The sequence below is a fragment of the Streptomyces sp. NPDC088124 genome (assembly GCF_040685895.1).
Taxonomy (GTDB): Bacteria; Actinomycetota; Actinomycetes; order Streptomycetales; family Streptomycetaceae; genus Streptomyces.
Genome location: NZ_JBFBJB010000047.1, coordinates 1 through 24,751, shown reverse-complemented (window position 1 = coordinate 24,751; position 24,751 = coordinate 1). Strand labels below are relative to the sequence as shown.

Here is a 24,751-nt window from a genome sequence, read left to right as displayed (position 1 = left end):
CGTCATGACCCACGACGACAAGTCCGTGCAGTACCTGAAGCGGTTGACGGCCGAGCTGCGCACCACGCGCCGCCGGATCGACGAGCTGGTCGCCGCGCAGCACGAGCCGATCGCGGTGGTCGGCATGGGCTGCCGATTCCCCGGAGGTGTCGGCTCTGCCGACGACCTGTGGCGGCTGGTCTCCGTCGGCGAGGACGCGATCGTGCCCTGGCCGCGCGACCGCGGCTGGGACGTCGACGGGCTCTACGACCCCGACCCGGACCGGGCCGGCCGCTTCTACACCCGGGGCGGCGGATTCCTGCGGGACGCCGGCGACTTCGACGCGGAGCTGTTCGGCATCTCCCCGCGCGAGGCCCTGGCCATGGACCCGCAGCAGCGACAGCTGCTCGAAGTCTGCTGGGAGACGCTGGAGACGGCCGGGATCCGCCCCGAGGCGCTGCGGGGCAGCTCCACCGGAGTCTTCATGGGCGCCTACGCGCAGGGCTACGGACAGGGCATGACGGACCGGGCGGAGGGCACCGAGGGCTACATCCTGACCGGCACGCTGACCAGCGTGATCTCCGGCCGGATCGCCTACACCTACGGGCTCCAGGGCCCCGCGGTCACCGTGGACACCGCCTGCTCGTCCTCCCTGGTGGCGCTGCACCTGGCCTGCCAGTCCCTGCGGCGCGGCGAGTCCTCGATGGCCCTGGCCGGCGGGGTCACGCTGATGGCCGTCCCCGAGACGTTCGTCGGCTTCAGCCGGCAGCGCGCGCTGTCCGCCGACGGCCGGTGCCGGGCGTTCGGCGCCGGGGCCGACGGCTTCGGCCCTGGCGAGGGCGCGGGCGTACTCCTGCTGGAGCGCCTCTCCGACGCCCAAGCCAACGGCCACCCGGTCCTCGCGGTGGTGCGCGGCAGCGCCGTCAACCAGGACGGGGCCAGCAACGGCCTGTCGGCCCCCAACGGCCCGTCACAGGAACGCGTCATCCGGCAGGCGCTGGCCGACGCGGGGCTGACGGCGGACGACATCGACGCGGTGGAGGCGCACGGCACCGGCACCACCCTGGGCGACCCGATCGAGGCCGGCGCCCTGCTGGCCACCTACGGTGAGAACCGCGCGCCGGAACGGCCCCTGTGGCTAGGGTCGGTGAAGTCCAACATCGGCCACCCCCAGGCCGCGGCCGGCGTGGCCGGAGTGATCAAGATGGTGATGGCGCTGCGGCACGGCGTGCTGCCGCGCACTCTGCACGCCGAGGAGCCGTCGCCGCACGTCGACTGGGAGTCCGGGGCGCTGCGCCTGCTCACCGAGCCGACTCCGTGGAACGGGCCGGGTCCGCGGCGGGCCGCGGTGTCGTCGTTCGGCATCAGCGGCACCAACGCCCATCTGATCGTCGAGGAGGCGCCGGCCGGCCGGCCCGGGGACGAGGTCCAGGAACGGGCCGCGGCCGGCGGCCGACTCCGTGGCACGGTCGCCGTGCCCTGGCTGCTGTCCGGGAAGACGGCGGGCGCCCTGCGGGCCCAGGCCGCCCGGTTGCTGGGCTTCGTGTCCGGGGACGCCGGACCGGACCTGGTGGACATCGGCCACTCTCTGGCGACGACCCGCGCCCGGCTGGCGGCGCGCGCGGTGATCGTCGCCGACGACCGCGCGACGTTCCGCCATGGGCTGGAGTGCCTGGCCGAGGGCCGGCCCGCCGCCTGCCTGACCGAGGGCACCGTGGCCGAGGAACTGGCCGGCACCGTCTTCGTCTTCCCCGGCCAGGGATCGCAGTGGGACGGCATGGCGGCCGAACTCCTCGACACCGCACCGGTGTTCGCGCAGCGCATGCGCGCGTGCGAGCGGGCCCTGGCCCCCGTCGTGGACTGGTCGCTGACCGATGTGATCCGTGGGCTGCCCGGCGCGCCGCCCACCGACCGGGTGGACGTGGTGCAGCCGGTGCTGTGGGCGGTGATGGTGTCGCTGGCGGCGCTGTGGCGGTCGTACGGGGTGACCCCGGACGCCGTGGTGGGCCACTCCCAGGGGGAGATCGCCGCCGCGGTGGTGGCAGGGGCACTGTCCCTGGAGGACGGCGCCCGTGTCGTCGCCCTGCGCAGCCGGGTACTGACCCGGCTGTCCGGCCTCGGAGGCATGCTGTCCGTACCGCTGCCCGCCGACCGGGTGACCGAGCGGCTCGCCGCCTACGACGGCCGGCTGGGCATCGCCGCGGTGAACGGACCGGCCTCCACCGTCGTCTCCGGCGACGCCGACGCGCTCGCCGACCTGACCTCCGGCTACCAGAACGAGGGCGTGCGGGCCAAGCGGGTACCGGTGGACTACGCCTCGCACTCCGCCCATGTGGACGCGATCCGCGACGAGGTCACGCGGGTGCTGCGGGACATCGCGCCCCGCCCGTCCGACGTGCTGTTCTACTCGACCGTCAGCGGCGAAGCCGTCGGCACCGAGGGGCTCGACGCCGCGTACTGGTACCGCAACCTGCGCCGGACCGTCCGGTACGAGGACGCCGTGCGCAGCCTGCTGGACGACGACTTCGGTGTCTTCGTCGAGTGCAGCCCGCACCCGGTGCTGACCGTGGGAACACAGGAGACCGCGGACGCGGCCGGCCGTGCCGCCGTGGTCGTCGGGACCCTGGCCCGCGACCAGGGCGGCCTCGGCAGGTTCCACACCGCCCTGGCCGAGGCGTACGTCCACGGCGTCGCGGTGGACTGGGAGCCGGTGTTCGCCCCGCTGGGCGGGCGGCGTGTCGCCCTGCCCACCTACGCCTTCCAGCACCGGAGGTACTGGCTGGAGGCGGCGCAGGCGGCCGGCGATGTATCGTCCGCCGGACTGCGGACGGCCGGCCATCCGCTGCTGGCCGCGGTGCTGCCGTCCGCGGAGCGGGACGAGGTGACGCTGAGCGGCCGGCTGTCGCTCAAGGCGCAGCCGTGGCTGGCCGACCACGCGGTGGCCGGTGTGGTCCTGCTGCCGGGGACGGCCTTCCTCGAACTGGCCCTGCGGGCCGGCGACGAGGTCGGGTGCGACCGGGTGCGGGAGCTGGCCGTGCAGGCCCCGCTGGTCCTGCCCGAGGAGGGCGCGGTCCAGCTCCAGGTGGTGGTCGGCGGTCCCGACGAGGCCGGACTGCGCGAAGTCGGTGTCTTCTCCCGGCCGCAGGACACCGGCCCGGCCCAGCCGTGGACCCGGCACGCGAGCGGGGTCCTCGCCCCGGACACCGGACCCGCCTCCTTCGACCTCTCCGAGTGGCCGCCGCCGGGCGCCGAGCCGGTCGCGGTCGACACGGTCCGCGAGCGGCTGGCCGACAGCGGCTACGACTACGGGCCCGCGTTCCAGGGGCTGACGGCCGTGTACCGGGCGGGCGAGGAGACGTTCGCCGAGGCGGTGCTCCCGGCGGAGGCCGGTGCGGGCGCACCGGCCGAGGACGGGTTCGGCATCCATCCGGCGCTGCTGGACTCGGTGCTGCACGCGCTGGGCACCGACGAACTGACGGCGGACGAGGGCCAGGTACGGCTGCCCTTCGGCTGGAAGGGCGTACGGCTGTTCGCCACGGCCGACTCGTCCGTGCGGGTGCGGCTGTCCCGTACCGGCACGGACGCGGTCGCGATCGAGGTGGCGGACGCCGCGGGCAGACCGGTCGCCTCGGTGGAGGAGCTGATGCTGCGGCCGGTCGCCCTGGCCGGGCTGACCGCCGGCGCGGGCCGCGCACCGGATCTGCCGCTGCGCGTGGAGTGGACGCCGGCGCCCGAGGACAGCCCGGTGGCACACCGGTCGGCGGGCGCGCTGCTGCGAGCCGGTGGCGACAGCGCCGGTCTTGAGGCCACGCTCGGCGGGGACTGCCGGATCCACGACGGGCCTGCCGCCTTCCTGGACGCGCTCGACGGCGGCTCCGCCGTGCCGGACACCGTGCTGGCCGTCGTGGGCGGCGGGCCCCCGGCCGGCCCGGAACCGGCGGGTGCCGGCCTGGCCGCCGCGGTGCGGACGGTGACCGGACGGGTGCTCGACCTGCTCCGGACATGGCTGGCCGACAAGCGGTTGGCGCACTCGCGTCTGGTGCTGGTGACGCGGCGGGCGGTGGCCACCGGCCCCGACGAGGGCGTCGACGACCTGGCCGCTGCCGGTGTGTGGGGCCTGGTGCGGTCGGCACAGTCGGAGCACCCCGGCCGGTTCGTGCTGGCCGATCTCGACGGCGCCGCCTCGGCCGCCGCGCTGGTCGGCGCGATCATCTCCGACCAGCCGCAACTCGCCGTGCGCGGCGGCCGGATCCTGGTCCCGCGGCTGGTACGGTCGGCCGCGGCGGACGGACTGACGCTGCCCGCCGGTCCCGCCCCGTGGCGGCTGGCGACCACCGGTGCGGGAGCGGCGGACGGCCTGGCCCTGCTGCCCGCGCCCGAGGCGGCGGCGCCGCTGCGGGCCGGGCAGATCCGCGTCGCGGTGCGGGCCGCGGGGGTCGGCCCGGCCGACGTACGGGGCGCGCGAGGGGACGTCTCGGGCCCGCTCGGCGCCGAAGGGGCCGGTGTGGTGACCGAGGTCGGGCCCGGGGTCACCGGCCCGGCCGTGGGCGACCGTGTCATGGGTCTCCTGCCGCACGCCTTCGGCCCGCTGGCGGTGGCCGACGCGCGGACGGTGGTGGGACTGCCGGAGGACTGGTCGTACGAACGGGGCGCCTCGGTGCCGTCGGACTGGGTGACGGCCCTGTGGGCGCTGCGGGGGCCGGCGGAGCTCGCGCCGGGCGAGACGGTGCTGGTGCACGGCGCCGACACCGGTCCCGGGACGGCCGCGGTGCTGCTGGCCCGGCATCTGGGCGCCGAGGTCTTCGCCACGGCCGGCGAGGCGGGGCGGGAGCTGCTGCGGGCGTGCGGCGTGGACGACGCGCGCCTGGTCCGCTCGCACGGGGCCGACGTCGAGGACGCCGTTCTGGCCGCCTCGGAGGGGCGCGGTGTGGATGTACTGCTGGACTTCTCCGGGCCCGGGTCGCCCGCCCTCTCGCTGCGGCTGCTTCCGCGTGGCGGACGGTTCGTGGCCGCGGGCGGTGCCCTGCCGGCCGCCGGTCACCCGGAGGCCGCGGCGCACCCCGCCGTACGCCACCGGTCCTGTGACCTGGCCGACGCGGGCCCGGAACGGATCGGCCCGATGCTGCGGGAGGCCGTACGGCTCCTCCGGCGCGGCGGGCCGGGCGCGCCCCAGGTGCGGATCTGGGACGCGCGGCGGGCCGCGGAGGCGTTCCGGTCCGTCGGCGCACCCGCCCAGGGCGTGCCCGCCACTCCGGGCGCGCCCACCGGTGAGGCGCCGCCGCGGCCGGCCAAGGCGGTGCTGAGCATCCCGTCGGCGCTCGACCCGCACGGCACGGTCCTCATCACCGGGGGCACCGGAACGCTCGGCGGGCTGATCGCCCGTCACCTGGTCGCCGTCCACGGGGTCCGGCATCTGCTGCTGGCGAGTAGGCAGGGCGCGCGGGCGCCGGGCGCCGACGGCCTCCGGGACGCGCTGACCGCCGCGGGCGCCGAGGTGACCGTGGCCGCGTGCGACGCCGCGGACCGCGACGACCTGGACCGGCTGCTGGCCCGGATCGCTCCCGAACACCCGCTGACCGGCGTGGTCCACGCGGCCGGCACCCTGGACGACGGGCTGCTGACGGCCCTGACGCCGGAGCGTCTGGAGGCGGTGCTGCGGCCGAAGGCGGACGCGGCGGTCAACCTCCACGAGGCGACCGCCGGCACCGGCCTCGCCCTGTTCGTGGTGTTCTCCTCCGCGGCGGGTGTGCTCGGCAACGCCGGCCAGGCCAATTACAGCGCCGCGAACACCTTCCTCGACGCGCTGGTCCAGCACCGCCGCTCCCTCGGCTTGCCGGCGCTGTCCCTGGACTGGGGTCTGTGGCAGGAGGCCAGCGGCCTGACCGGCACACTGGCCGGGACGGACCACGCGCGGCTGGGACGCGCCGGCATCGCGCCCATGCCCACCGAGAGGGCACTGCGGCTGTTCGACAGTGCCCTGCGCGGCCCGGACGCGGTCGCGGTCCCCGCGCTCATCGACGAGGCCGCCCTCCGCGACCAGGAGACCGCGGGCCTGCTCCCGGCGATCCTGCGGAACCTCGGCGCCGCGCCGCCGCGCCGCCGCGCCCACGCCGCGTCCGCCGCGCCGTCGTCCTCCGCCTTGGCCGAACGGCTGCGCGGGCTCTCCCCGGACGATCAGGACGTGGCCCTCACCGATCTGGTCCGCGGGCACGCGGCGGTCGCGCTCGGGCACAGCGGCCCGGAGGCCGTTCCGGGCGGCCGCGCGTTCAAGGACCTCGGGTTCGACTCGCTGGCCGCGGTGGACCTGCGCAACCGGCTCGGGGCGGCCACCGGAGTACGTCTTCCGGTGACCGTGGTGTTCGAGCACCCGACGCCCAGGGCGCTGGCGGCCTACCTGCGCGAGCAGCTGACGCCGCGGGCCGCGTCCGGCACCGCCGCCGTCACGGCCGAACTCGACCGGCTCGAACGGGTACTGGCCGGGCTGGCCGGTGAGGTGGACGAGCGGGACGCCGAAGGCATCGGGACCCGGCTGCAGGGCCTGCTGCGCCGGTGGGCCGGCAGGCAGCCTCCGGCCGAAGGCGCCGCGCCGTCGCCCGACGACCTGGCGGCGGCCACGGACGAGGAGCTGTTCAGCGCGCTGGACGACGAGTTCAGGGCATACGGCGGGGAAGGCACCGGCGGTCTCGCCGGAGGCGTGGAGGCCCGGTGACGAACGAGGAGCGGTTACGGGAGTACCTGCGGCGGGCGACGGCAGACCTGCGGGAGGCCAACCGGAGACTGGACGAGGCGGAGGACCGGGCACGCGAGCCGATCGCGATCGTCGGCATCGGCTGCCGCTTCCCCGGCGGCGTCGCCTCGCCGGAAGACCTGTGGCGGCTGGTCGCGGACGGCGAGGACGCGATCTCCGGCCTCCCGGAGAACCGGGGCTGGGACCTTGAGGGGCTGTACGACCCCGACCCGGACGCGCAGGGCCGGATCTACACCCGCGGCGGCGGATTCCTGCCGGACGCCGGCGACTTCGACGCGCCGTTCTTCGGTATCTCGCCGCGCGAGGCCCTGGCGATGGACCCGCAGCAGCGGCTGCTCCTGGAGGTGTCCTGGGAGGCGGTGGAGCGCGCCGGTATCGACCCGGTATCGCTGAGCGGCGAGGAGGTCGGGGTGTTCACCGGCCTGTCCTACTACGGCTACGGCAGCGGGACCGAGCCGGACCGGCAGGCCGCGGTGGAGGGCCTGCTGGCCACCGGCGCCGCGCCGAGCGTGGCCAGTGGCCGGGTGGCGTACGTCCTGGGCCTGACCGGTCCCGCGGTCACCGTGGACACCGCCTGCTCGTCCTCCCTGGTGGCCCTGCACCTGGCCTGCCGGGCGCTGCGGGCCGGGGACTGCTCGATGGCGCTGGCCGGCGGGGCCGCCGTGATGGCCACCCCCACCGTCCTCGTGGAGTTCGCCCGGCAGCGGGGCCTGTCGGCGGACGCGCGGTGCCGGGCGTTCGCCGACGGGGCGGACGGGACCGGCTTCGGCGAGGGCGCCGGGGTCCTGGTGCTGGAGCGGCTGTCGGTGGCCCGCAGGCGCGGTCACCGGGTCTGGGCCGTGGTGCGCGGTTCCGCGGTGAACCAGGACGGTGCCTCCAACGGACTGACGGCGCCGAGCGGCGCATCGCAGCTCCGGGTGATCCGCCGGTCGCTGGCCGGCGCCGGACTGTCCGCGGCCGAGGTGGACATGGTCGAGGCGCACGGTACCGGTACGGCGCTGGGCGACCCGATCGAGGCGGGCGCCCTGCTGGCCGCGTACGGCGGGGACCGGGGTCCGGAACGGCCGCTGTGGGTGGGCTCGGTGAAGTCGAACATCGGCCACACGCAGGCCGCCGCCGGCGTCGCCGGCCTGATCAAGATGGTGATGGCGATGCGCCATGGCGTGATGCCCGCGTCGCTGCACGTCGACCGGGTCTCGTCGCGGGTCGACTGGTCGGCCGGGCATGTACGGGTGCTGACGGCGCCCCGGGAGTGGGAACGCGCCGGGCATCCGAGGAGGGCGGGTGTGTCGTCGTTCGGCATCAGCGGCACCAACGCCCATGTGATCGTCGAGGAGGCGGAGCGGCCGGAGCGGTCCGCAGACGCGGTCGCCGTGCCGCCGGACGGCCAGGGGGTGGTCCCCCTGGTCCTGTCGGCGCGCTCCTCCGGCGGGCTGCGGGCCCAGGCCGGGCGGCTGCTGGCCTGGTGGGAGTCGGCGGACAGCGCCGGTGTCCGTACGGAGGAGACGGGGCGGGCCCTGCTGGACCGTACCGTCCGGGAGCGGCGGGCCGTGGTGGTGGCCCGGGACCGTGGTGAGGCGCTGGCCGGCCTGCGCGCGCTGCGCGACGGCCGGGAGCCCCGGGGCGTGGTCCGGGGGGCGGGGCCGGTCACCGGCGACGGAGCGGGTCCGGGGCGCGGCGGTGCCGGGTGGATGTTCTCCGGTCAGGGCACGCAGCGGCCGGGAATGGGCCGGGAGTTGCATGAGGCGTTCGGCGTGTACGCGGATGCCTTCGACGCGGCGTGCGCGGAGCTGGACCGGTGTCTGGGCGACCGGGTGCCGTTCGGGGTGCGCGAGGTGGTGTTCGCGCCGGCCGGCGGTGAACGGGCCGCGCTGCTGAACCGGACGGTGTACGCGCAGACCGGCCTGTTCGCGGTGCAGGTCGCGCTGTCCGCTCTGTTCGCGTCGTGGGGTCTGCGTCCCGCGCTGGTGCTCGGCCACTCGGTGGGCGAGGTGGCGGCCGCCCATGTGGCGGGCGTGCTGTCGCTGGCGGACGCGGCCTCCCTGGTGGCGGCCCGCGGACGGTTGATGCAGGCGCTGCCCGCGAACGGCGCCATGGTCGCGGTGGCGGCGCCCGAGGAGCGGGTGCTGGCCGCGCTGGCCGGACGGCCGGGAGCCGGGATCGCGGTGGTGAACTCCCCCGGTTCCGTGGTGGTCTCCGGCGAGATCGGCGCGGTCGGGGCGGTGGCGGCGGAACTGGCGGCCGAGGGGCGCAGGACCACCCGGCTGCGGGTGAGCCACGCCTTCCACTCCGCGCTGGTGGAGCCGGTCCTCGGAGACCTGCGGAAAGTCGCGGAGAGCCTGTCGTACGGGCCCGCGCGGGTGCCGGTGGTGTCGACGGTGACCGGCCGGCGGGCGGACGAGGAGGTGTGCACGCCCGAGTACTGGGTGGGGCAGGCCCGCCGACCAGTGCGGTTCGCCGACGCGGTGGCGGCTGTCGCGGCCGACGCCGAGGTGCCGGCGCTGGTGGAGATCGGCCCGGACGGGGCGCTGAGCGCGCAGGGCGCGGAGTGCGCGGGCGGTGCGCTGCCCTGCGTACCGGCTGTGCGCCGGGACGCGGACGAGGTGGTGTCCGTGACCGCCGCGGCGGCCGAGGTGTTCGTACGGGGCGGGGCGGTGGACTGGCGGGCGGTGCTGCCCGGACGGGCGCCTGGGGTGTCCCTGCCGACGACCGCCTTCCAGCGGCATCGGTACTGGCTGGTCTCCGGCCCGGCTACCGCTTCACCGGCCGGCTCGTCGGACGTAGAGGAGCCGGAGCCGGGGCGTCCGGTCCGTCGGCCCACGGGGGCGGATCCGGCGGCCGTCGAGGGGCTGTTCGGCATCGACTGGGTCAGGTCGCCGGGCGAAAGGGCGGTGCTCGGACCGGGAACCGTACTGACCGTCCGTGACGCGCGGGAACTCGCGGACCGTACACCGGCTCTGGGCGTGTCCTGGGTGGTGCTTCCCGTCCCCGGAGGCAGCGCGGACGGCGACGAACCGCGGCGGATACGCGAGTCCACCGGCCGGGTGCTGGCCGTGCTGCGCGCGTTCACCGCGGACCCGGCCTGGGCCTCGGCCCGGCTGGCGGTCGTGACGCGCCGCGCCGTCACGGTGGAGGGCGTCGACGAGGCCACCGCGGTCGACCCGGCCGCCGCGGCGGTGTGGGGCCTGGTCAGCTCGGCCCGGACGGAGTACCCCGACCGGGTCGTCCTGCTCGACCGCGCCGGGGCGGGGGATGGCACGGGGACGGCCGGTGCCGCGGCCCCGGACCGTCCGGACGGTGTGCCGGCGCCTGCGGACAAGAGTGGCTCGAACGGTGTGGCGACGCCCGCCGGCAAGGGCGACTCGACCGTCCTGCCCCTGGCCGACGCGGCCGACGCCGCCGACCTGGCGGCCCTGGCAGAGGCGGGCGCGGCCCGCGGCGAGGCCCAGCTCGCGGTGCGCGGCGGCCGGGTGTGGGTGCCACGGCTGGTGCCTGTGGCGGCCGGCGAGGTGGCCGGGAGCACGAGCCGCCGGTCGTCGTGGGACCCGGCGGGGACGGTGGTGGTGACCGGAGGTACCGGAGCGCTGGGCATGCTGACGGCCCGGCACCTGGTGGCGGCGCACGGCGTGCGCAGCGTGGTGCTGGCGGGCCGCCGCGGCCCGCTGGCACCCGGTGCGGCGGAGCTGCGTGCGGAGCTGGAACGGTCGGGGGCGCGGGTCGACATCGTGGCGTGCGACGTGGCGGACCGCGAGGAGGTGCGCGCGCTGCTGGCGCGGGTACCGGCGGACGCGCCGCTGACGGCCGTCGTGCACACCGCCGGGGTGCTGGACGACGGGGTGATCAGCGCCCTGGACCAACAGCGGCTGGACCGGGTCCTGGCACCGAAGGCCGACGCCGCCGTCCATCTGGACGAGTTGACCCGCGCCCGCGACTCGGTCGCGCTGGTGCTGTTCTCCTCCCTGGCGGGCGTGCTGGGCTCCGGCGGCCAGGGCAATTACGCCGCCGCCAACGCGGCGCTGGACGCGATCGCCGCCCGCCGCCGGGCCGGTGGCGCCCCCGGCGTCTCGGTGGCCTGGGGCATGTGGGCGCGGTCCGGCGCGATGACGGGGTCGCTGCGCGGCGCGGACCTGGCGCGGATGTCCAGGCTGGGCCTGGGGGCGATGGACGACGCGTACGGCCTGCGGCTGCTGGACGCCGCGCTGGCCGGCAGTCGGGCGGCGGTCGTCGCGGCGGCCCTGGACCGTGGTGCCCTGGCGGCGTCGGCCGGTGACGGGCTGCTCCCGCCGGTCCTGCACCGTCTGGCCGGGGCGGAGCCGCGGTCACCGGCCGCCGGACCCACCGCCGTACTCGACCGGCTGCGGGGGCTGGACCCGGCCGCGCGGCTGACCGTGCTGACCGGGCTGGCCCGCGATGCGGCGGCCGAGGAGCTCGGCTTCGCCACGGCCGAGGACGTGGCGCCGGACCGGCCCTTCGCACTGCTGGGCTTCGACTCGCTCATGGCGATCGGTCTGCGTAACCGGCTGGCCAGGGCTACCGGGTTGGCCCTGGCGGCCACGGTCGTCTTCGAGTACCCGACGCCGGCGGCGCTGGCGCGGCGCATGCTGGACGATCTGGGCGACCTGACGGACCCGGACGGCCCCGCCCCGGACGAGGGAGGTGGCTCGGACCGTGGAACTGGCGGCCAGACACTGTCCGCCGTCTACCGGGAACTGGCCGAACGCGGCCGTACCGAGGAGATGCGGACGCTCGCCGCGAGCGCGGCCGCCCTGCGTCCGGTGTTCACCGAGCGGGACCGTCCCGCCCCGGTGGTACGGGCGATCGGCCTCTCCAGCGCCGCGGAGCCGGACCTGGCCCCGCGACTGGTCTGCCTGCCGTCCATGCTGCCCGTGCACGGCGTGCTGCAATTCGCCCGCCTGGCAGCCTGTCTGCGGGGGGCCTTCGACCTGTCGGTGCTGACGGTGCCCGGTTTCGAGCCGGGCGAGCCGCTGGCCGCTTCCCCCGAGGCGCTCACCGGGGCGCTGGCCGACGCCGCGGTGCAGTGCGCCGGGAACGGGCCGGTGGTGCTGGTCGGCGGTTCGAGCGGCGGGCTGCTGGCGCACGATGTGGCGGCCCGGCTGGAGGCCGCGGGCCGCGGCCCGCGGGGCGTGGTCCTGCTGGACACGTATGTGCCCTCGGACGTCCCGCCCGACCTGGCCACGGCCATGAACCGCGCGGTTCTGCGCCGGCCCGGCCTCGCCAGGTTCGACGACAGTGTGATCACCGCCGCGGGCCACTACCTGCGGATGTTCCTGGACTGGCGGCCGCGGCCGGTGGCCGCCGCGACCCTGGTGGTCCGGCCGCGACGCGGCGTGCCCGGCACCGGCGGCGAGCCGCTGCCGGACCGGCACTGGCGTACCGCGTGGCCGCTCGACCACACGCTGGCCGAGGTCCCGGGTGACCACTTCACGATGACCGCCGAGGACTCCGCGGACACCGCCGACGCCCTGCGCCACTGGCTCGCCCCGGCTCCCGGGCCGATCATCACCACGCCCTGGTAGGGCTTTGTGACGTCTCTGGGCACGTGGTCGCCTTGATGGTTTCCCGCTGGTATGAGGGTGGATGAACTCGCTGCGTGTCGGGGTCGGTGGGAGGAGTTCGCTGGGGAGGTGTTTGCGCCGTTGGCCCGTGCTGACCAGCGCTCGTTCACAACCTGGCACCGCCACGTCACCCTCCTCACCGCCGCCCACCACTTCCCGACCGAACAGAAGTCCTCCCCAATAGCCCCTGCCAGGACCCGCCCCCCTACCAGGCCCCGGCCCTCCTGACGCAGGCCGCACCGGCGGGTTCGCGCTCTTCTGCGATCCACCCTCCGGTCGTACGGTGTGATCATCCGTAGTCCAGTTGGCCAGTAGCCCCGTTTCCCTACCGAGGTGGTCCCGCATGCCCCAGGCCGATCTGCCCCTCGACCAGCTCCGCGTCTACCGGAGCGCGTCCGTGGAGCCCGAGGACTTCGACCAGTTCTGGGCGAAGACCCTCGCCGAGACCCGCGGCCACGATCTCGACGTGCGCTTCGAGCCCGTCCCGACCGCGCTGACGACGCTCGACGTCCTCGACGTGACCTTCGCCGGCTTCGGCGGCCACCCTGTCAAGGGCTGGCTCGTCCTGCCCGCGGGCGCCCGTGAGCCGCTGCCCGTGGTGGTGCAGTACGTCGGGTACGGCGGTGGGCGCGGGCTGCCGCACAGTCATCTGCTGTGGGGGTCGGCCGGCTTCGCGCACTTCGTGATGGACACCCGGGGCCAGGGCGCCGGGTGGGACGGCGGCGACACCCCCGACCCGGTGGGCAGCGCCTCCTCCATACCGGGCTTCCTGACCCGGGGCATCGAGGACCCGCACGACTACTACTACCGGCGGCTCTTCACGGACGCGGTGCGCGCCGTGGAGGCCGCCCGGGCCCACCCGCTGGTCGACGCGGCGCGCACCGCGGTCGCCGGCGCCAGCCAGGGCGGCGGGATCACCCTCGCGGTGGCCGGTCTCGTACCGGACCTGGTGGCGGTGGCACCGGACGTGCCGTTCCTCTGCGACTTCCCCCGGGCCACGACCATCAGCTCCCGGCATCCGTACCGCGAGGTGGGTCTCTACCTGAAGACCTACCGGGGCCGGACGGAGCGGGCGTGGCGGACGCTCAACTACTTCGACGGCGTGCACTTCGCGGCGCGCGGCCGGGCCCCCGCGCTGTTCTCGGTGGCCCTGGAGGACGAGACCTGCCCGCCGTCGACGGTGTTCGGCGCGTTCAACGCGTACGCGCACGAGGACAAGTCGATCGAGGTGTACGACTTCAACGACCACGAGGGCGGCGGCCCGTACCAGCAGGCCGCGCAGTTGCGCTGGCTGCCGGAGCGGCTGCGGGCGGGCTGACGGGGCGGCGGGCCGCCGCTGCCGGCCGGCAGCAGTCCCCGTGCCTCCAGATAGCTCCTGGCGACGTCCTCGGGCAGCCGCCGCCAGCCGTCCACCCGCTCGCCCAGCCCGGCCAGGTCCGCGGTCGTCAGTACGGTGTTCAGCCGGTCCAGGGCCTCGGTGACGCCTCGCGCGCCGGCCCTGGCCCGGTTGACGACGGGCACGATGTTGTCGGCGTTCTGCAGGTGCTTGTCGTCGGCGAGCAGCACCAGTCCGAACCGGCCGAGGGTCGCGTCGGTGGTCGTGGTCAGCACCATCTGGTCCTGGCCGCGCCGCACGGCCTCTTTGGCCGGTGTGGTGCCGACGCCCTTCGGGTCGATGCCGGTGATGTCGATCCCGTACGTCTTCCTCAGCCCCGGCGCGCAGTACGGGCGCCGTACGCACTCGTCACCGGCGGCGAGCCGTACCGGCAGCCCGGAGCGGCCCAGGTCGCTGAGGGTCCTGAGGCGGTGCTTCCCGGCGTAGGAGGCGGCGACGGCGAAGGCGTTCTGGTCGACCGCGCGGCCGGGGGCGAGGACCGTCAGCCCGCGCGCCGAGGCGAGGGTGCGCAGCGCCTTCATCGTGGTGGCGAGGTCGGGCGAGCCGACGGGGCGGGCGCCGGGGCCGTGGACCTTGGCGTTCAGCCAGTCGGCGAAGGTGGCCGCGTACTCCGGTACGACATCGATCCGGCCGCTCTCCAGGGCCGGTTCGTAGAGCTCCCGGTTGGTGACCGAGAGGATCCTGGTGTGGTACCCGGCCCGCTCCAGCAGGAGCGCGTACATCTGGGCCAGCAGGTCGCTCTCGGTGAAGCCGGCGGTCCCGACGGTCAGATGACGGCTGTCGCCGGGCGGGGCGGTGACGGCGCCCCGGTGCTCCAGGGACGGTCCCGTGGTGCAGGTGGCCGTCGCCAGGAGCAGGACGCCGCAGAGGGCGGTGGTACGCAGCGGTCTCATCCGGCGCCGTCCCCGGGGCCTCCCGTCCGGCCGGTCCGGCCCGGCCCGCCCCGCCTCGGCCCGGACGTCCCCAGCCGCCGCACCGCCTCGAACACCCCCTCCACCAGCAGCGCCAGGGCGGCGACGAGCACGGCGCCCGCCACCACCTGGGCGGTGTCGGCGAGGTTGAACCCGGCGGTGATGATCCGGCCGAGTCCCCCGCCGCCGATCAGCGCCGCGAGAGTGGCGGTGGCCACGAGCTGGACGGCGGCGATCCGTACGCCCGTGAGGATCAGCGGCAGCGCGAGCGGCACCTCGACCCGGTACAGCGTCTGCCACGCGGTCATGCCCATGCCCCGGGCCGCCCGGACGGTGTCCCGGTCGACGCCCCGCATCCCGACGTAGGCGTTGGTCAGCAACGGCGGGACGGCGAAGAGGACCAGGGCGATGATCGTGGGCCACTGTCCGTACGCGCCGAGCGGGGTGAGGAGCAGCAGGACGAGAACGGCGAAGGTGGGGACGGCGCGCCCCGCGTTGGAGATGTTGACGGCGAGGGCGCCGCCCCTGCCGAGGTGGCCGAGGACCAGGGCGACGGGCAGGGCGAGCACGCAGCTCAGGGCGAGGCAGACGACGGTGAGGAAGAGGTGCTCGGCGAGCCGGTCGCCGATGGAGCCGTCGCCCGACCAGTGTGCGGGGCTGGTGAGCCAGGACCAGGCGGCGGTGAGGGTGTTCACGCGCGGGCCCGCCGGGTCCAGGGGGTGAGCCGGCGCTGGAGCAGCAGGAGGATGACGTCGGCGGCGACGGCGATGACGACGCACAGCACGGAGGCGGTGAGCACCTGCGCCTTGAAGAAGGAGTTCATCCCGGCGTAGATGAGGTTGCCGAGCCCGCCGTATCCGACGATGGCGCCGATGGTGACGAGGGAGACGGCGGAGACGGTCGCGATGCGCAGTCCGGCCAGGGCCGCGGGCAGGGCGAGCGGCAGTTCGACGGTGAGCAGCAGCCGGAGCGGGCCGTATCCGAGACCACGGGCGGCCTGCCGGGTCTCCTCGGGGACGCCGCGCAGCCCGGCGAGGATGTTCCGTACGAGCAGGGTCAGGGAGTAGAGGACGAGCCCGGCGACGACGAGCGAGGCGGACAGTCCGTAGAACGGCAGGAGCAGCGAGAACATGGCGAGCGACGGGATGGTGTAGAGGACGGTCGTGACGCCGAGGACGGGGGCCGCCGCCACGTTCCAGCGGCGGGCGGCGAGCGCGAGGGGTACGGCGAGGGCCAGGCCGATCAGGACGGCGGCGAAGGTGAGCTGGAGGTGCTGGAGCACCGCGTCCCACAGGATCGTGCGACGGCTGGAGAGATAGGCGCCGCAGATCCACTCGTTGCGCGCGAGGCAGTCGTCCGGGGGCGCGGTCACCTGTCCATTGGAGCGCCGCCCCGCGGCGCCCGCGCGCCGTGCTGGACCGTACGGGGGAGGCGGGACGGTCGAGTGGGGCGCGGCGAGATCCCCGTGGCGGGCGCCGGGGCCGCCGGGAGGGGGCCACGGGCGGACCGCGGGGTCCCAATTCGCCTGAATGGTAAGGATGTTGCGTGGGATCACACGTAAATACCTCTTACGGGTGAACTGGACGGAATTACTTGAGTGTGGCGCCGATCGTCATGGCATGCTCCGATCAATCAGGACCCTCGCCATCTACCCCCCTCCCTGAGGAAGTGCCGCGATGACTCCTTCGGATTCCGTGCGGACCTGCCCGGTCCGACATGACAACGCGCTGGAACCCGACCCCTTCATGACCCGGATGCGGACCGAGGCTCCCATCGCCCGGGTCCGGATGCCGTACGGAGAGGGCGACTGCTGGCTCGTCACCCGGTACGCGGACGTCCAGACCGTCACCTCGGACCGGAGGTTCAGCCGCGCGGCGCTGATCGGCAAGGACTTTCCGCGGATCACCCCGGCGCCCATCGCCCAGTCCGAGGCGATCAATCTGATGGACCCGCCCAACCTCAACCGGGTGCGCCGGCTGATCATCAAGGCGTTCACCACCCGTCAGGTCGAGGCGACGCGGCCCTGGACGCAGCGGACCGTGGACGAACTGCTCGACGAGATGGTCGCGCGGGGCGGGCCGGGCGACATCGTCGCCGATCTCGCCGACCGGCTGCCCCTGATGTCGATCTGCGAACTGCTCGACATACCTGTGGCGGACCGGCGCCAGTTGCGCGACTGGGCGATGGCGATGATGTCCATGAACGCCGCCGACCGTGACTCCGCGGTCGGGGCGAAGGCGGGGCTGCGGGCGTACTTCACCGAGCTGACCGCGGCGCGCCGGCGCGCTCCGGGGGACGACCTCATCAGCGCGCTCGCCACCGCCCGGGTGGGCGACGAGATGCTGGACGAGGCCGAACTGGCCGTCCTGGCGATGCTCCTGGTCGTCACCGGCCACGACACCACCACGTACGACATCAGCAACATCGTCTTCACGCTGCTGACCCACCCCGCGCAGCTCGCGCAGTTGCGGGCCCGCCCCGAAATGCTGCCCCAGGCCGTCGAGGAACTGCTGCGGTACATCCCGTTCCGCCAGGGGGTCGGCATCCCGCGGGTGGCCCTGGAGGACGTCGAGTTCGACGGGGTGACCATCAAGGCGGGCGACACGGTCCATGTCTCCTATCTGACGGCCAACCGGGACGATCTCGTCTACGAGCGCCCGGACGAGCTGGACTTCGAGCGCGTGGATCCCGCCGTCCACATGGCGTTCGGGTACGGCAGCCACCACTGCCTCGGCTCCCATCTCGCCCGGATGACCCTCCAGGTCTCCGTCGGCACCCTGTTCCGCCGGTTCCCCGCGCTGCGGCTGGCCGTTCCCGAGCCCGAGGTGCGGTGGAACACCGACTCCATCTGGCGCTATCCGCTGGCGCTTCCGGTCGCCTGGTGAGGAGCTGACATGGCAACACTGTGCAGACCGGCGATCGCCGTGCCCGAGCACGTCATCACCCGGGAACAGACCCTGGAGTTCGCGCGTACCCTGCACGCCGGGCACCCGCAACTCGCCCTGGCGCTCCGGCTGATCGGCAACACCGGGGTGCAGACCCGGCATCTCGTGCAGCCGATCGAGGACACGCTGAGACATCCGGGCTTCACCGCCCGCAACGCCCTCTACGAGAGCGAGGCCAAGTCCCGGCTGCCGGAGGTCATCGACCGGGCGCTGGCCCACGCGGAGCTGACGACCCGTGACATCGACCTGATCGTGTACGTGTCGTGCACCGGCTTCATGATGCCCTCGATGACCGCGTGGCTGATCAACACCATGGGGTTCAGATCCGCCACCCGCCAACTGCCCATCGCCCAGCTCGGCTGCGCCGCGGGCGGCACCGCCATCAACCGCGCGCACGACTTCTGCATGGCGTATCCGCGGGCGAACGTGCTCATCGTGTCCTGCGAGTTCTGTTCGCTCTGCTACCAGCCGGAGGACCTCGGGGTGGGCAATCTGCTCTCCAACGGTCTCTTCGGGGACGCCGTCGCCGCCGTCGCCGTACGGGGCGAGGGCGGGGTGGGCGTACAGCTCGAACAGAACGGCTCGCATCTCGTGCCCGGCACGGAGGAGTGGATCTCGTACGCGGTCCGGGACACCGGCTTCCACTTCATGCTCGACAAGCGGGTCCCCGGCACGATGTCCATGCTCGCCCCGGCCATGCGGGACATGGCGGAGCCGTTCGGCTGGGACGTCTCCGACCTGGACTTCTACATCGTCCACGCGGGCGGGCCCCGGATCCTCGACGACCTGAGCAAGTATCTGATGCTCCCGTCGGAGAACTTCCGCTACAGCAGGGCGACCCTCACCGAACGCGGGAACATCGCCAGCGCCGTCATCTTCGACGCGCTGGACCGGCTCTTCGAGGAGGGCGGCGCGGCGCAGGGGGCCCGGGGGGTGATCGCCGGCTTCGGCCCCGGGATCACCGCGGAGATCTCCCTCGGCCGCTGGATCCGGCCGGGCGGCGCGGCGCCGGTGTCCCACCGCGGCAAAAGCGTTCCCAGGAGCGCGGTGTGAACGCCCGGGAGATCCGGACGGCGGGCCCGCCGGGCCCCCGGCTCTCCCGGGCCGACGCCCCTCGCGCCGACCACCGCGCCCGCGCGCCGGGCACGGATGTTCCGCACCGGGGTCACTCCGACCAGCCCGACGAAGTCACCGGGCCCGACGACCCGGACGGGTTCGACGCCCCGCACGGGCCCGGCGCCCCGGCCACCCCGGCCGTACGCGCCGACCGGCTCACCCGGCTGGCCGGGACCCGGCTCGCGCCGCTCCCCGGCACCGCCCTGCTCGTCATCGGCTGCGGCACCGGACGGGCCGCGCTGCTGCTGGCGGCGGAGACCGGCTGCACGGTGACCGGCACGGACATCGGCGCCACCCGGATCGCCACCGCGCGGCGCCGCGCCGCGCGTTCGGCGCTCGCCGTCCGGCCGGAGTTCCACACCGCCGACCCGACCGCGCTGCCGTTCCCGGCCGGCTCCTTCGACCAGGCGCTCATGATGGAGGTCACGACGCGGCTGCCGGACACCCCCGGCCGCCGGGGCAAGCGGGCCGTCCTCGCGGAGGCCGCCCGCTGTCTGCGCCCCGGCGGCCTGCTGCTCCTCGCGGACCCGGTCGGCGCCGGCGGCACACCGCCGGGGGCGCCGGGCGCGCGTCTCACGACGCGGGAGCGGCTGCCGGCCCTGCTCGACGCGGCGGGGTTCGACGTACTGCGGATCGACGATCTGACCGCGCTCACCGGTGAACCGGCGACGGCGGAACGGTATCCCGGCTACGTCATGATCACGGCCTGGTCCCGGGCGGCGCGCGTCACCTAGGCTGTGCGCCCGTCCGCGTCGCACCGCGCCCACCACGGCGCGTCGGCGGTCGCGGCAGCCCCGGCCACCCACACAGGAGCCCTTCATGACGGCCCATCCGCCGCCCCAGCCCCGGATCGACACCAGCAAGGCCCACCCCGCACGGGTGTACGACTGGCTCCTCGGCGGCAAGGACAACTACCTCGTCGACCAGGTGGTCGGGGAGCGAATACCCGCCGAGGCCAAGGGCAACGCCTTACGGAACCGGGCGTACATGCGGCGCGCCGTCGCCTGGGTGGCCCGGCAGGGCGTCGACCAGTACCTCGACATCGGCACGGGGATCCCCACCGAGCCGAATCTGCACCAGATCGCCCAGGAGATCGTTCCGACGGCCCGGATCGTCTACGCCGACAACGACCCCATCGTGCTGCGCCACGCCGAGGCCCGGCTCACCGGCACGGCCGAGGGCGCCACCGACTACGTCCAGGCGGACGTCCGGCAGCCGGAGGCCATCCTCGATCACGCCCGGACCCTCCTGGACTTCGGCCGGCCCGTCGCGCTCTGTCTCATCGCGCTGCTGCACTTCGTCCCGGACGAGGACGACCCGTACGGGATCACCCGGACCCTCGTGGACGCGCTGCCCTCCGGCAGCTATCTGCTCCTCTCCCACACCACTTTCGACGAACACCCGCAGTACCGGGACGTCGTCACCACCGCCTACAAGGACGGCGAGATCCCGCTGCGGATGCGGGACCGGGCCGAGGTGGCGCGCTTCTTCGACGGTCTCGAACTGGTGGCACCCGGGCTGGTGACGGCCGCCCACTGGTACAAGGACGGACCGGCCCCGGCGCCCGAGCCGAGCGGCTTCTACGCCGGCGTCGCGCGCGTACCGTAGCCGCCGCCGTCATACCGCCCTGACGGGCCCGATGGACCGGGCCGGCGGGAAACCGGAGCCGGTCCATCGGGGACAAGCCGCTGGTGGATGCCTAGTGGGAGAACCGGGGCAGCCACTTCACCTGGTAGTCGCTGTGGTGGGCGTGTTCCGCGGCCATCTGCCGGACGACGAAGCCCAGTCCCACCGCGCGGCCGGAGGCGAAGCTGTCGCCGGGACGGTCCACGTCCAGGGCCGCGACCTCCGCGTACTCGTCGAGCAGCACCCGGCTCGTCTCGACACGCCGGAGGGTGCACGCCGGATCCTGACGGGCGATATGGCGGTCGTAGCCGTGGGTGCGCAGGCTGAACGCGATGCCGCCGGTGCGGTCGTGGATCTCACCGGGCTGCTCCGGCGGGCACCGCCAGGCATCGCCGCCGGCGTCGCGGGCGATCCGCTCTTCCTCGTCGAGGCGTGCCCGCACGAACGCCATCAGTCCAGCGTTGTGGTCTGTCATCTGGTTCCGGTCCTTCTGGCCATGACGGACCCGCTCCGGGCAGTGCCCGTGCCGGGTCCGTTCCACTCGTCCCGCAGAGCATGCCGCACTTCGGCCCCGCCCGCCGCGCCGTCCACGCCGGGGCGCGCGCCCGGCACGCATCCGCCAGGGAAAAGCGAGTTGACCGGTCGGGCGCGGGGCGGCGGGCGGCGGAATTCCTTTGCGCCGCCGCCCCGCGCCGCGCCACACTGTGCGGGTGCTGATCCGACGTGAGAACTCCGCCGACCGTGCCACCGTACGGGCCGTCACCGCTGCCGCCTTCGCGACCCCGGAGAAACCGGAGACCGTGGAGGCCCCGCTCCTCGACGCGCTGCGCACCTGCGAGGACTGGCTGCCCGAGCTCTCGCTCGTCGCCGTCGACGGCGCGCCGGGCGGGCCGGGGGAGATCGTCGGGCACGTGGTCTGCACCCGCGGGCGCGTCGACGGCGCCCCTGCGCTCCTCCTCGGTCCGCTGAGCGTGCGCCCGGACCACCAGCGCCGCGGCGTGGGACTGGCGCTCGTCCACTCCGTGCTCGGCGCGGCGGACGCCCTCGGCGAGCCGCTCGTCGCGCTGCTGGGGAGCCCCGCGTACTACGGCAGGTACGGCTTCCGGACCAGCACGGAGTACGGGATCGTGCCGCCCGATCCGTCGTGGGGCGCGTATTTCCAGGTCCGGGCGCTGACCGCGTACCGGGAGACGCTGCGGGGCACCTTCCGGCTCGCCGAGCCGTTCGACCACATCTGACTCCGAGGCGCCCCAACAAAGACTCCGAGGCGCCCCAACAAAAACGACAGACTCTAGTTCCGCGAGAGGTCCAGCAGCACCTTGGAGGCGACCGCACGGTCCCCGGCGATGTCGAAGGCGTCGACGGACCGCTCCAGCGGGAAGGTGTGAGTGACGACCGGATCGACGGGCAGACCTCCGGCCAGCAGGGCCAGCGCCTCGTCGAATTCGCCGTCGAACCGGAAGGCGCCCCGCAGTTCGATCTCGCGGGTGACCGCGACATTGCCCAGCAGCCCGACCTCGCCGGGCGGCAGCAGCCCCAGCAGGACGACGGTGCCCCCGCGGCGCACCCGCTCCACGCAGGTGCGCAGGCCCGCCGGGGCGCCGGACGCCTCGATCGCGACATCGACGGCGTCTCCCCAGGCCGGATCGTCGGGGCGGTCCGCCCGTACGGTCGCGGTGGCGCCGACCTCGGCCGCGAGCCGCAGCGGCGCGTCGAGGAGGTCGGTGACGACGACCTCCGCGGCGCCCGCCCGGCGCAGCGCCGCCACGACGAGGCAGCCGATGGGGCCCGCGCCGGTGACGAGGACGCGTCGGCCGCGTACCGCGCCCGCCCGGCGTACGGCGTGCAGCGCGACCGCCAGCGGTTCGGCGAGGACGGCGCGGCGCAGCCCGAGCCCCGCGGGCAGCGGGCGGATCTGGTCGGCGGGCACGGTGATGTGCTGGGCGAACCCGCCCTGGACGTGCGGGGTCCGGGCGGCGCTGCCCAGATAGCGGGTGTGGGCGCAGATGTTGCGCCGGCCGTCGGCGCACTCGGGGCAGGCGCCGCAGGGGGTGGCGGGGTGCACGGCGACGGGGGTGCCCTCGGCCGGTCCCGTGGTGCCGGGGCCGAGGGCGGCGACGTGCCCGACGACCTCGTGGCCCAGAACCATGGGCGCGGTGACGGCGAAGTCCCCCACCCGGCCCCGGTGGTAGTAGTGCAGATCGGAACCGCAGATTCCGCCGAGGGCGACCGAGACGGCGATCTCGCCGGGCCCGGGGTCGGCCGCCGGGCGTTCCTCGATCCGCAGGTCACCGGCTCCGTGGACAACACACGCGTGCATGGGGGAAGGCTCCTTCACAGGACGGAGAGCATGCCTCCGTCGACGTACAGCACCTGGCCGTTGACGAAGTCGGAGGCGGGGGAGGCGAGATAGATCAGGGCGCCGACCAGGTCGTCGACCGTGCCCCAGCGGCCGGCGGGCGTGCGGCCCCGGACCCAGGCGCTGAACTCCTCGTCGGCGACGAGCGCGGCGGTCAGCTCGGTCTCGAAGTAGCCGGGGCCGATGGCGTTGACCTGGATACCGGAGGGGCCGAGGTCGGCGCACATGCCCTTGGTGAGCATCTTGAGGCCGCCCTTGGTGGCGGCGTACGGGGCGATGCCGGGGCGCACCACCTCGCTCTGGAGCGAGCAGATGTTGACGATCTTGCCCTGGCCGCGGGGGGTCATCCGCCGGGCGACCTCGCGGCCGACCAGGAAGGCGCTGGTGAGGTTGGTGCCCAGCAGTCCGTGCCATTCCTCGTCGGTGAAGTCGGTGAAGGGGGCGCGCCGCTGGGCCCCGGTGTTGTTGACGAGGATGTCGATCGGGCCCGTCCGCTCCTCGACGGAGGCGACGGCCCGGGCGACGGCGGCGGAGTCCGTGACGTCGAACGCCTCCGCGCGGACGGCGTCGCCGAACGCCTCGGCCAGTCCGGCGCGCGCCGCCTCCAGGGCGGCGGTGTCCCGGCCGTTGAGGACGACCGTGCAGCCGGCTTCCAGCAGCCCCCGCGCGAGCGCCAGGCCGATGCCCCGGCTCGATCCGGTGACCAGGGCGACCTTTCCGGTGATGTCGAACATCGGGTGGCTCATCGGGTGGCCCTCCGGTGCCGTGTCATGCACAGCTCCTTCCGTTTTCCCACTGAATGGAAACGCAATCTGTTCAATGGAAAGTATCGTGTCCACGCTCCCCGGCCGGTGTCAACCACCAGGTCGCGCACCAGGTCGCGTACGCAGGTCACCCACCGCCCGGCGGAGAGTCCTTCCGCCGAGTGGTAGCTTCCTGCTGTGAGTGCCAGCGATGTCCCGGTCGACGTGGTGGGCCGGGCGATCCGGCTCCTCCTGCTGGTCGGCGAGCACCCGCACGGCATCACGCTCTCGGAGCTGGCGCGCGAGAGCGGTGTGCCCGTCTCCACCTCGCACCGGCTGGTGAACTCGCTGTGCCGCGAGGGTCTGGTCGAGTTCGAACCGGTCGGCAAGCGCTACAAACCGGGGCTCGGCCTCTTCCGGCTCGGCCAGCAGGCCGGCCAGGCGTACGGGTTCGCGGGCGCCGCCCTCCCCGTGATGCAGCGGGTGACGCGGCAGACCGAGGAAGCCACCCTGATGTCCGTGCTCGACGGGACGCACCATCTCTACGTGCATTACGTGGACGGTCCGCTGCCCGTCGGCGTACGCAGCGAACCCGGCCGGCACGGCCCCCTGCACTGCACCTCGATGGGGAAGGTGCTGCTGGCGTTCGCCCCCGCCGAGGTCCGGGCGGACCTGCTGGAACGGGTCGAGCTCACCCCGTACGGACCGCGCAGCATCACCGACCGCGCGGTCCTGCGCGCCGAGGTCGAGCGGGCCGCCGAACGCGGTTACGCCACGGCCGACGAGGAGCACCACGCCGGGCTGCGCGCCGTGGCCGTGCCCGTGCTCCGCCCGGACGGCACTGTCTTCGCGGCGCTCTCGACCGCGGCCCCCGCCTTCCGCCGCACCCTCGACGACCTGGTCGCCATGGTGCCGGTCCTGCAGGCCGCCGCGTCCGAACTCGGCGTCCGGCTGCCCACCCGCTGACCTCGGCCGCACGGCCCGCGCTCAGGTCCTGGGTCCGCCCGCCCTCACGGCTGCCCCCGCATCCGGCCGTCTCCGCGCGGGTGCCGGAACAGGCCGTCCACGCGCCGCGATTGCGGGTTCCGAACCGCAATCAGGCCGTGAGTGGCTGGACTTCACCGCAACCATCGCGGCGACACCGCGACCACCGGACGCGCCACCACCGCCGAGCCCGCTCCCCCGTCGCCCCGTCACCACCCCGCGAGGCAGGGCGAGTTCGCCCGCGGCAGCAGGGTCCGGCCGCTCTCCGCCGGGCCGGCGGGGCACCGACCACACCGCCTCTGACCACGCACAACACCACTCGGACGGGGTGGTCCGAGGCGCGCCGGGCGCCCGCCCCGGCGCCCGGC

At 74.8% G+C, this 24,751-nt stretch carries 14 protein-coding genes and 1 pseudogene; 9 read left to right on the top strand and 6 right to left on the bottom strand.

The features are described 5' to 3' along the window. Positions 1–4: 4 nt before the first annotated feature. The 3 genes from AB0P17_RS31565 to AB0P17_RS31555 all read left to right on the top strand — a co-directional run bounded on the left by AB0P17_RS31565 (position 5) and on the right by AB0P17_RS31555 (position 13,621). Entirely contained in the window at positions 5–6,688 is a 6,684-nt protein-coding gene (locus AB0P17_RS31565; RefSeq protein WP_365816208.1) for an SDR family NAD(P)-dependent oxidoreductase, read from the top strand. Next, positions 6,685–12,264, top strand: a complete 5,580-nt coding sequence (locus AB0P17_RS31560) for a type I polyketide synthase (RefSeq protein ID WP_365816206.1) — start codon at positions 6,685–6,687, stop codon at positions 12,262–12,264. The genes AB0P17_RS31565 and AB0P17_RS31560 overlap by 4 nt, the downstream gene beginning before the upstream one ends. Before the next feature lie 382 nt (positions 12,265–12,646). Further along, positions 12,647–13,621 (top strand): acetylxylan esterase, encoded by a 975-nt coding sequence (locus AB0P17_RS31555; RefSeq protein ID WP_365816204.1) that lies wholly within the window; start codon positions 12,647–12,649, stop codon positions 13,619–13,621. A 26-nt stretch (positions 13,622–13,647) separates the two neighbouring features. Here the strand turns inward: AB0P17_RS31555 and AB0P17_RS31550 are convergent. The 3 genes and pseudogenes from AB0P17_RS31550 to AB0P17_RS31540 form a co-directional block, all read right to left on the bottom strand. Next, a pseudogene (locus AB0P17_RS31550) lies at positions 13,648–14,592 on the bottom strand (ABC transporter substrate-binding protein); the annotation flags it as partial. Beyond that, on the bottom strand, positions 14,589–15,305 hold the full coding sequence (locus AB0P17_RS31545) for an ABC transporter permease subunit (RefSeq protein ID WP_365816202.1): 717 nt from the start codon (positions 15,303–15,305) through the stop codon (positions 14,589–14,591). The gene AB0P17_RS31545 and the pseudogene AB0P17_RS31550, both read right to left, overlap by 4 nt. Next, a complete protein-coding gene (locus tag AB0P17_RS31540; RefSeq protein ID WP_365816200.1) occupies positions 15,302–15,982 on the bottom strand; it encodes an ABC transporter permease in 681 nt (226 codons plus the stop codon). Before AB0P17_RS31540 ends, AB0P17_RS31545 begins: the two co-directional genes overlap by 4 nt. A 304-nt stretch (positions 15,983–16,286) precedes the next feature. On the opposite strand from AB0P17_RS31540, the gene AB0P17_RS31535 reads away from it, so the two are divergent. The 4 genes from AB0P17_RS31535 (at position 16,287) to AB0P17_RS31520 (ending at position 20,279) form a co-directional block, all read left to right on the top strand. Continuing rightward, positions 16,287–17,495 carry a cytochrome P450 gene (locus AB0P17_RS31535; protein WP_365816198.1) on the top strand — a complete coding sequence of 403 codons (1,209 nt, stop codon included), beginning with the start codon at positions 16,287–16,289 and terminating at the stop codon, positions 17,493–17,495. Positions 17,496–17,504: 9 nt separating this feature from the next. After that, positions 17,505–18,608 (top strand): type III polyketide synthase, encoded by a 1,104-nt coding sequence (locus tag AB0P17_RS31530; protein ID WP_365816196.1) that lies wholly within the window; start codon positions 17,505–17,507, stop codon positions 18,606–18,608. Next, positions 18,605–19,405 carry a class I SAM-dependent methyltransferase gene (locus AB0P17_RS31525; protein WP_365816194.1) on the top strand — a complete coding sequence of 267 codons (801 nt, stop codon included), beginning with the start codon at positions 18,605–18,607 and terminating at the stop codon, positions 19,403–19,405. Before AB0P17_RS31530 ends, AB0P17_RS31525 begins: the two co-directional genes overlap by 4 nt. 85 nt (positions 19,406–19,490) lie before the next feature. Continuing rightward, positions 19,491–20,279, top strand: a complete 789-nt coding sequence (locus AB0P17_RS31520; protein WP_365816192.1) for an SAM-dependent methyltransferase — start codon at positions 19,491–19,493, stop codon at positions 20,277–20,279. 91 nt (positions 20,280–20,370) lie between these two features. Here AB0P17_RS31520 and AB0P17_RS31515 read toward each other — a convergent pair whose 3' ends face one another. Beyond that, the gene (locus AB0P17_RS31515; RefSeq protein ID WP_365816190.1) at positions 20,371–20,772 is read right to left on the bottom strand and encodes a DUF6221 family protein; all 402 of its coding nucleotides are present in this window, start codon (positions 20,770–20,772) and stop codon (positions 20,371–20,373) included. Positions 20,773–21,007: 235 nt separating this feature from the next. On the opposite strand from AB0P17_RS31515, the gene AB0P17_RS31510 reads away from it, so the two are divergent. Continuing rightward, a complete protein-coding gene (locus AB0P17_RS31510; protein WP_365816188.1) occupies positions 21,008–21,535 on the top strand; it encodes an N-acetyltransferase in 528 nt (175 codons plus the stop codon). A gap of 53 nt (positions 21,536–21,588) precedes the next feature. On the opposite strand, the gene AB0P17_RS31505 is transcribed toward AB0P17_RS31510, so the two are convergent. Together AB0P17_RS31505 and AB0P17_RS31500 are read right to left on the bottom strand one after the other, a co-directional pair. Next, positions 21,589–22,617 carry an L-idonate 5-dehydrogenase gene (locus tag AB0P17_RS31505; RefSeq protein ID WP_365816186.1) on the bottom strand — a complete coding sequence of 343 codons (1,029 nt, stop codon included), beginning with the start codon at positions 22,615–22,617 and terminating at the stop codon, positions 21,589–21,591. A 14-nt stretch (positions 22,618–22,631) separates the two neighbouring features. Further along, complete coding sequence (locus tag AB0P17_RS31500; RefSeq protein ID WP_365816281.1) at positions 22,632–23,402, bottom strand: SDR family oxidoreductase; 771 nt, start codon at positions 23,400–23,402, stop codon at positions 22,632–22,634. A gap of 195 nt (positions 23,403–23,597) precedes the next feature. Between AB0P17_RS31500 and AB0P17_RS31495 the strand changes: the two genes are divergently transcribed. After that, positions 23,598–24,365: an IclR family transcriptional regulator gene (locus AB0P17_RS31495; RefSeq protein ID WP_365816184.1), complete on the top strand. Its 768-nt coding sequence runs from the start codon at positions 23,598–23,600 to the stop codon at positions 24,363–24,365. The last annotated feature ends 386 nt before the right edge of the window (positions 24,366–24,751 follow it).

Excerpts from the sequence above, each read along its gene's own strand:
- AB0P17_RS31505 (WP_365816186.1), bottom strand. The coding sequence starts at position 22,617 with ATGCACGCGTGTGTTGTCCACGGAGCCGGTGACCTGCGGATCGAGGAA.
- AB0P17_RS31555 (WP_365816204.1), top strand. The coding sequence starts at position 12,647 with ATGCCCCAGGCCGATCTGCCCCTCGACCAGCTCCGCGTCTACCGGAGC.
- AB0P17_RS31515 (WP_365816190.1), bottom strand. The coding sequence starts at position 20,772 with ATGACAGACCACAACGCTGGACTGATGGCGTTCGTGCGGGCACGCCTC.
- AB0P17_RS31530 (WP_365816196.1), top strand. The coding sequence starts at position 17,505 with ATGGCAACACTGTGCAGACCGGCGATCGCCGTGCCCGAGCACGTCATC.
- AB0P17_RS31565 (WP_365816208.1), top strand. The coding sequence starts at position 5 with ATGACCCACGACGACAAGTCCGTGCAGTACCTGAAGCGGTTGACGGCC.
- AB0P17_RS31500 (WP_365816281.1), bottom strand. The coding sequence starts at position 23,402 with ATGAGCCACCCGATGTTCGACATCACCGGAAAGGTCGCCCTGGTCACC.
- AB0P17_RS31535 (WP_365816198.1), top strand. The coding sequence starts at position 16,287 with ATGACTCCTTCGGATTCCGTGCGGACCTGCCCGGTCCGACATGACAAC.
- AB0P17_RS31520 (WP_365816192.1), top strand. The coding sequence starts at position 19,491 with ATGACGGCCCATCCGCCGCCCCAGCCCCGGATCGACACCAGCAAGGCC.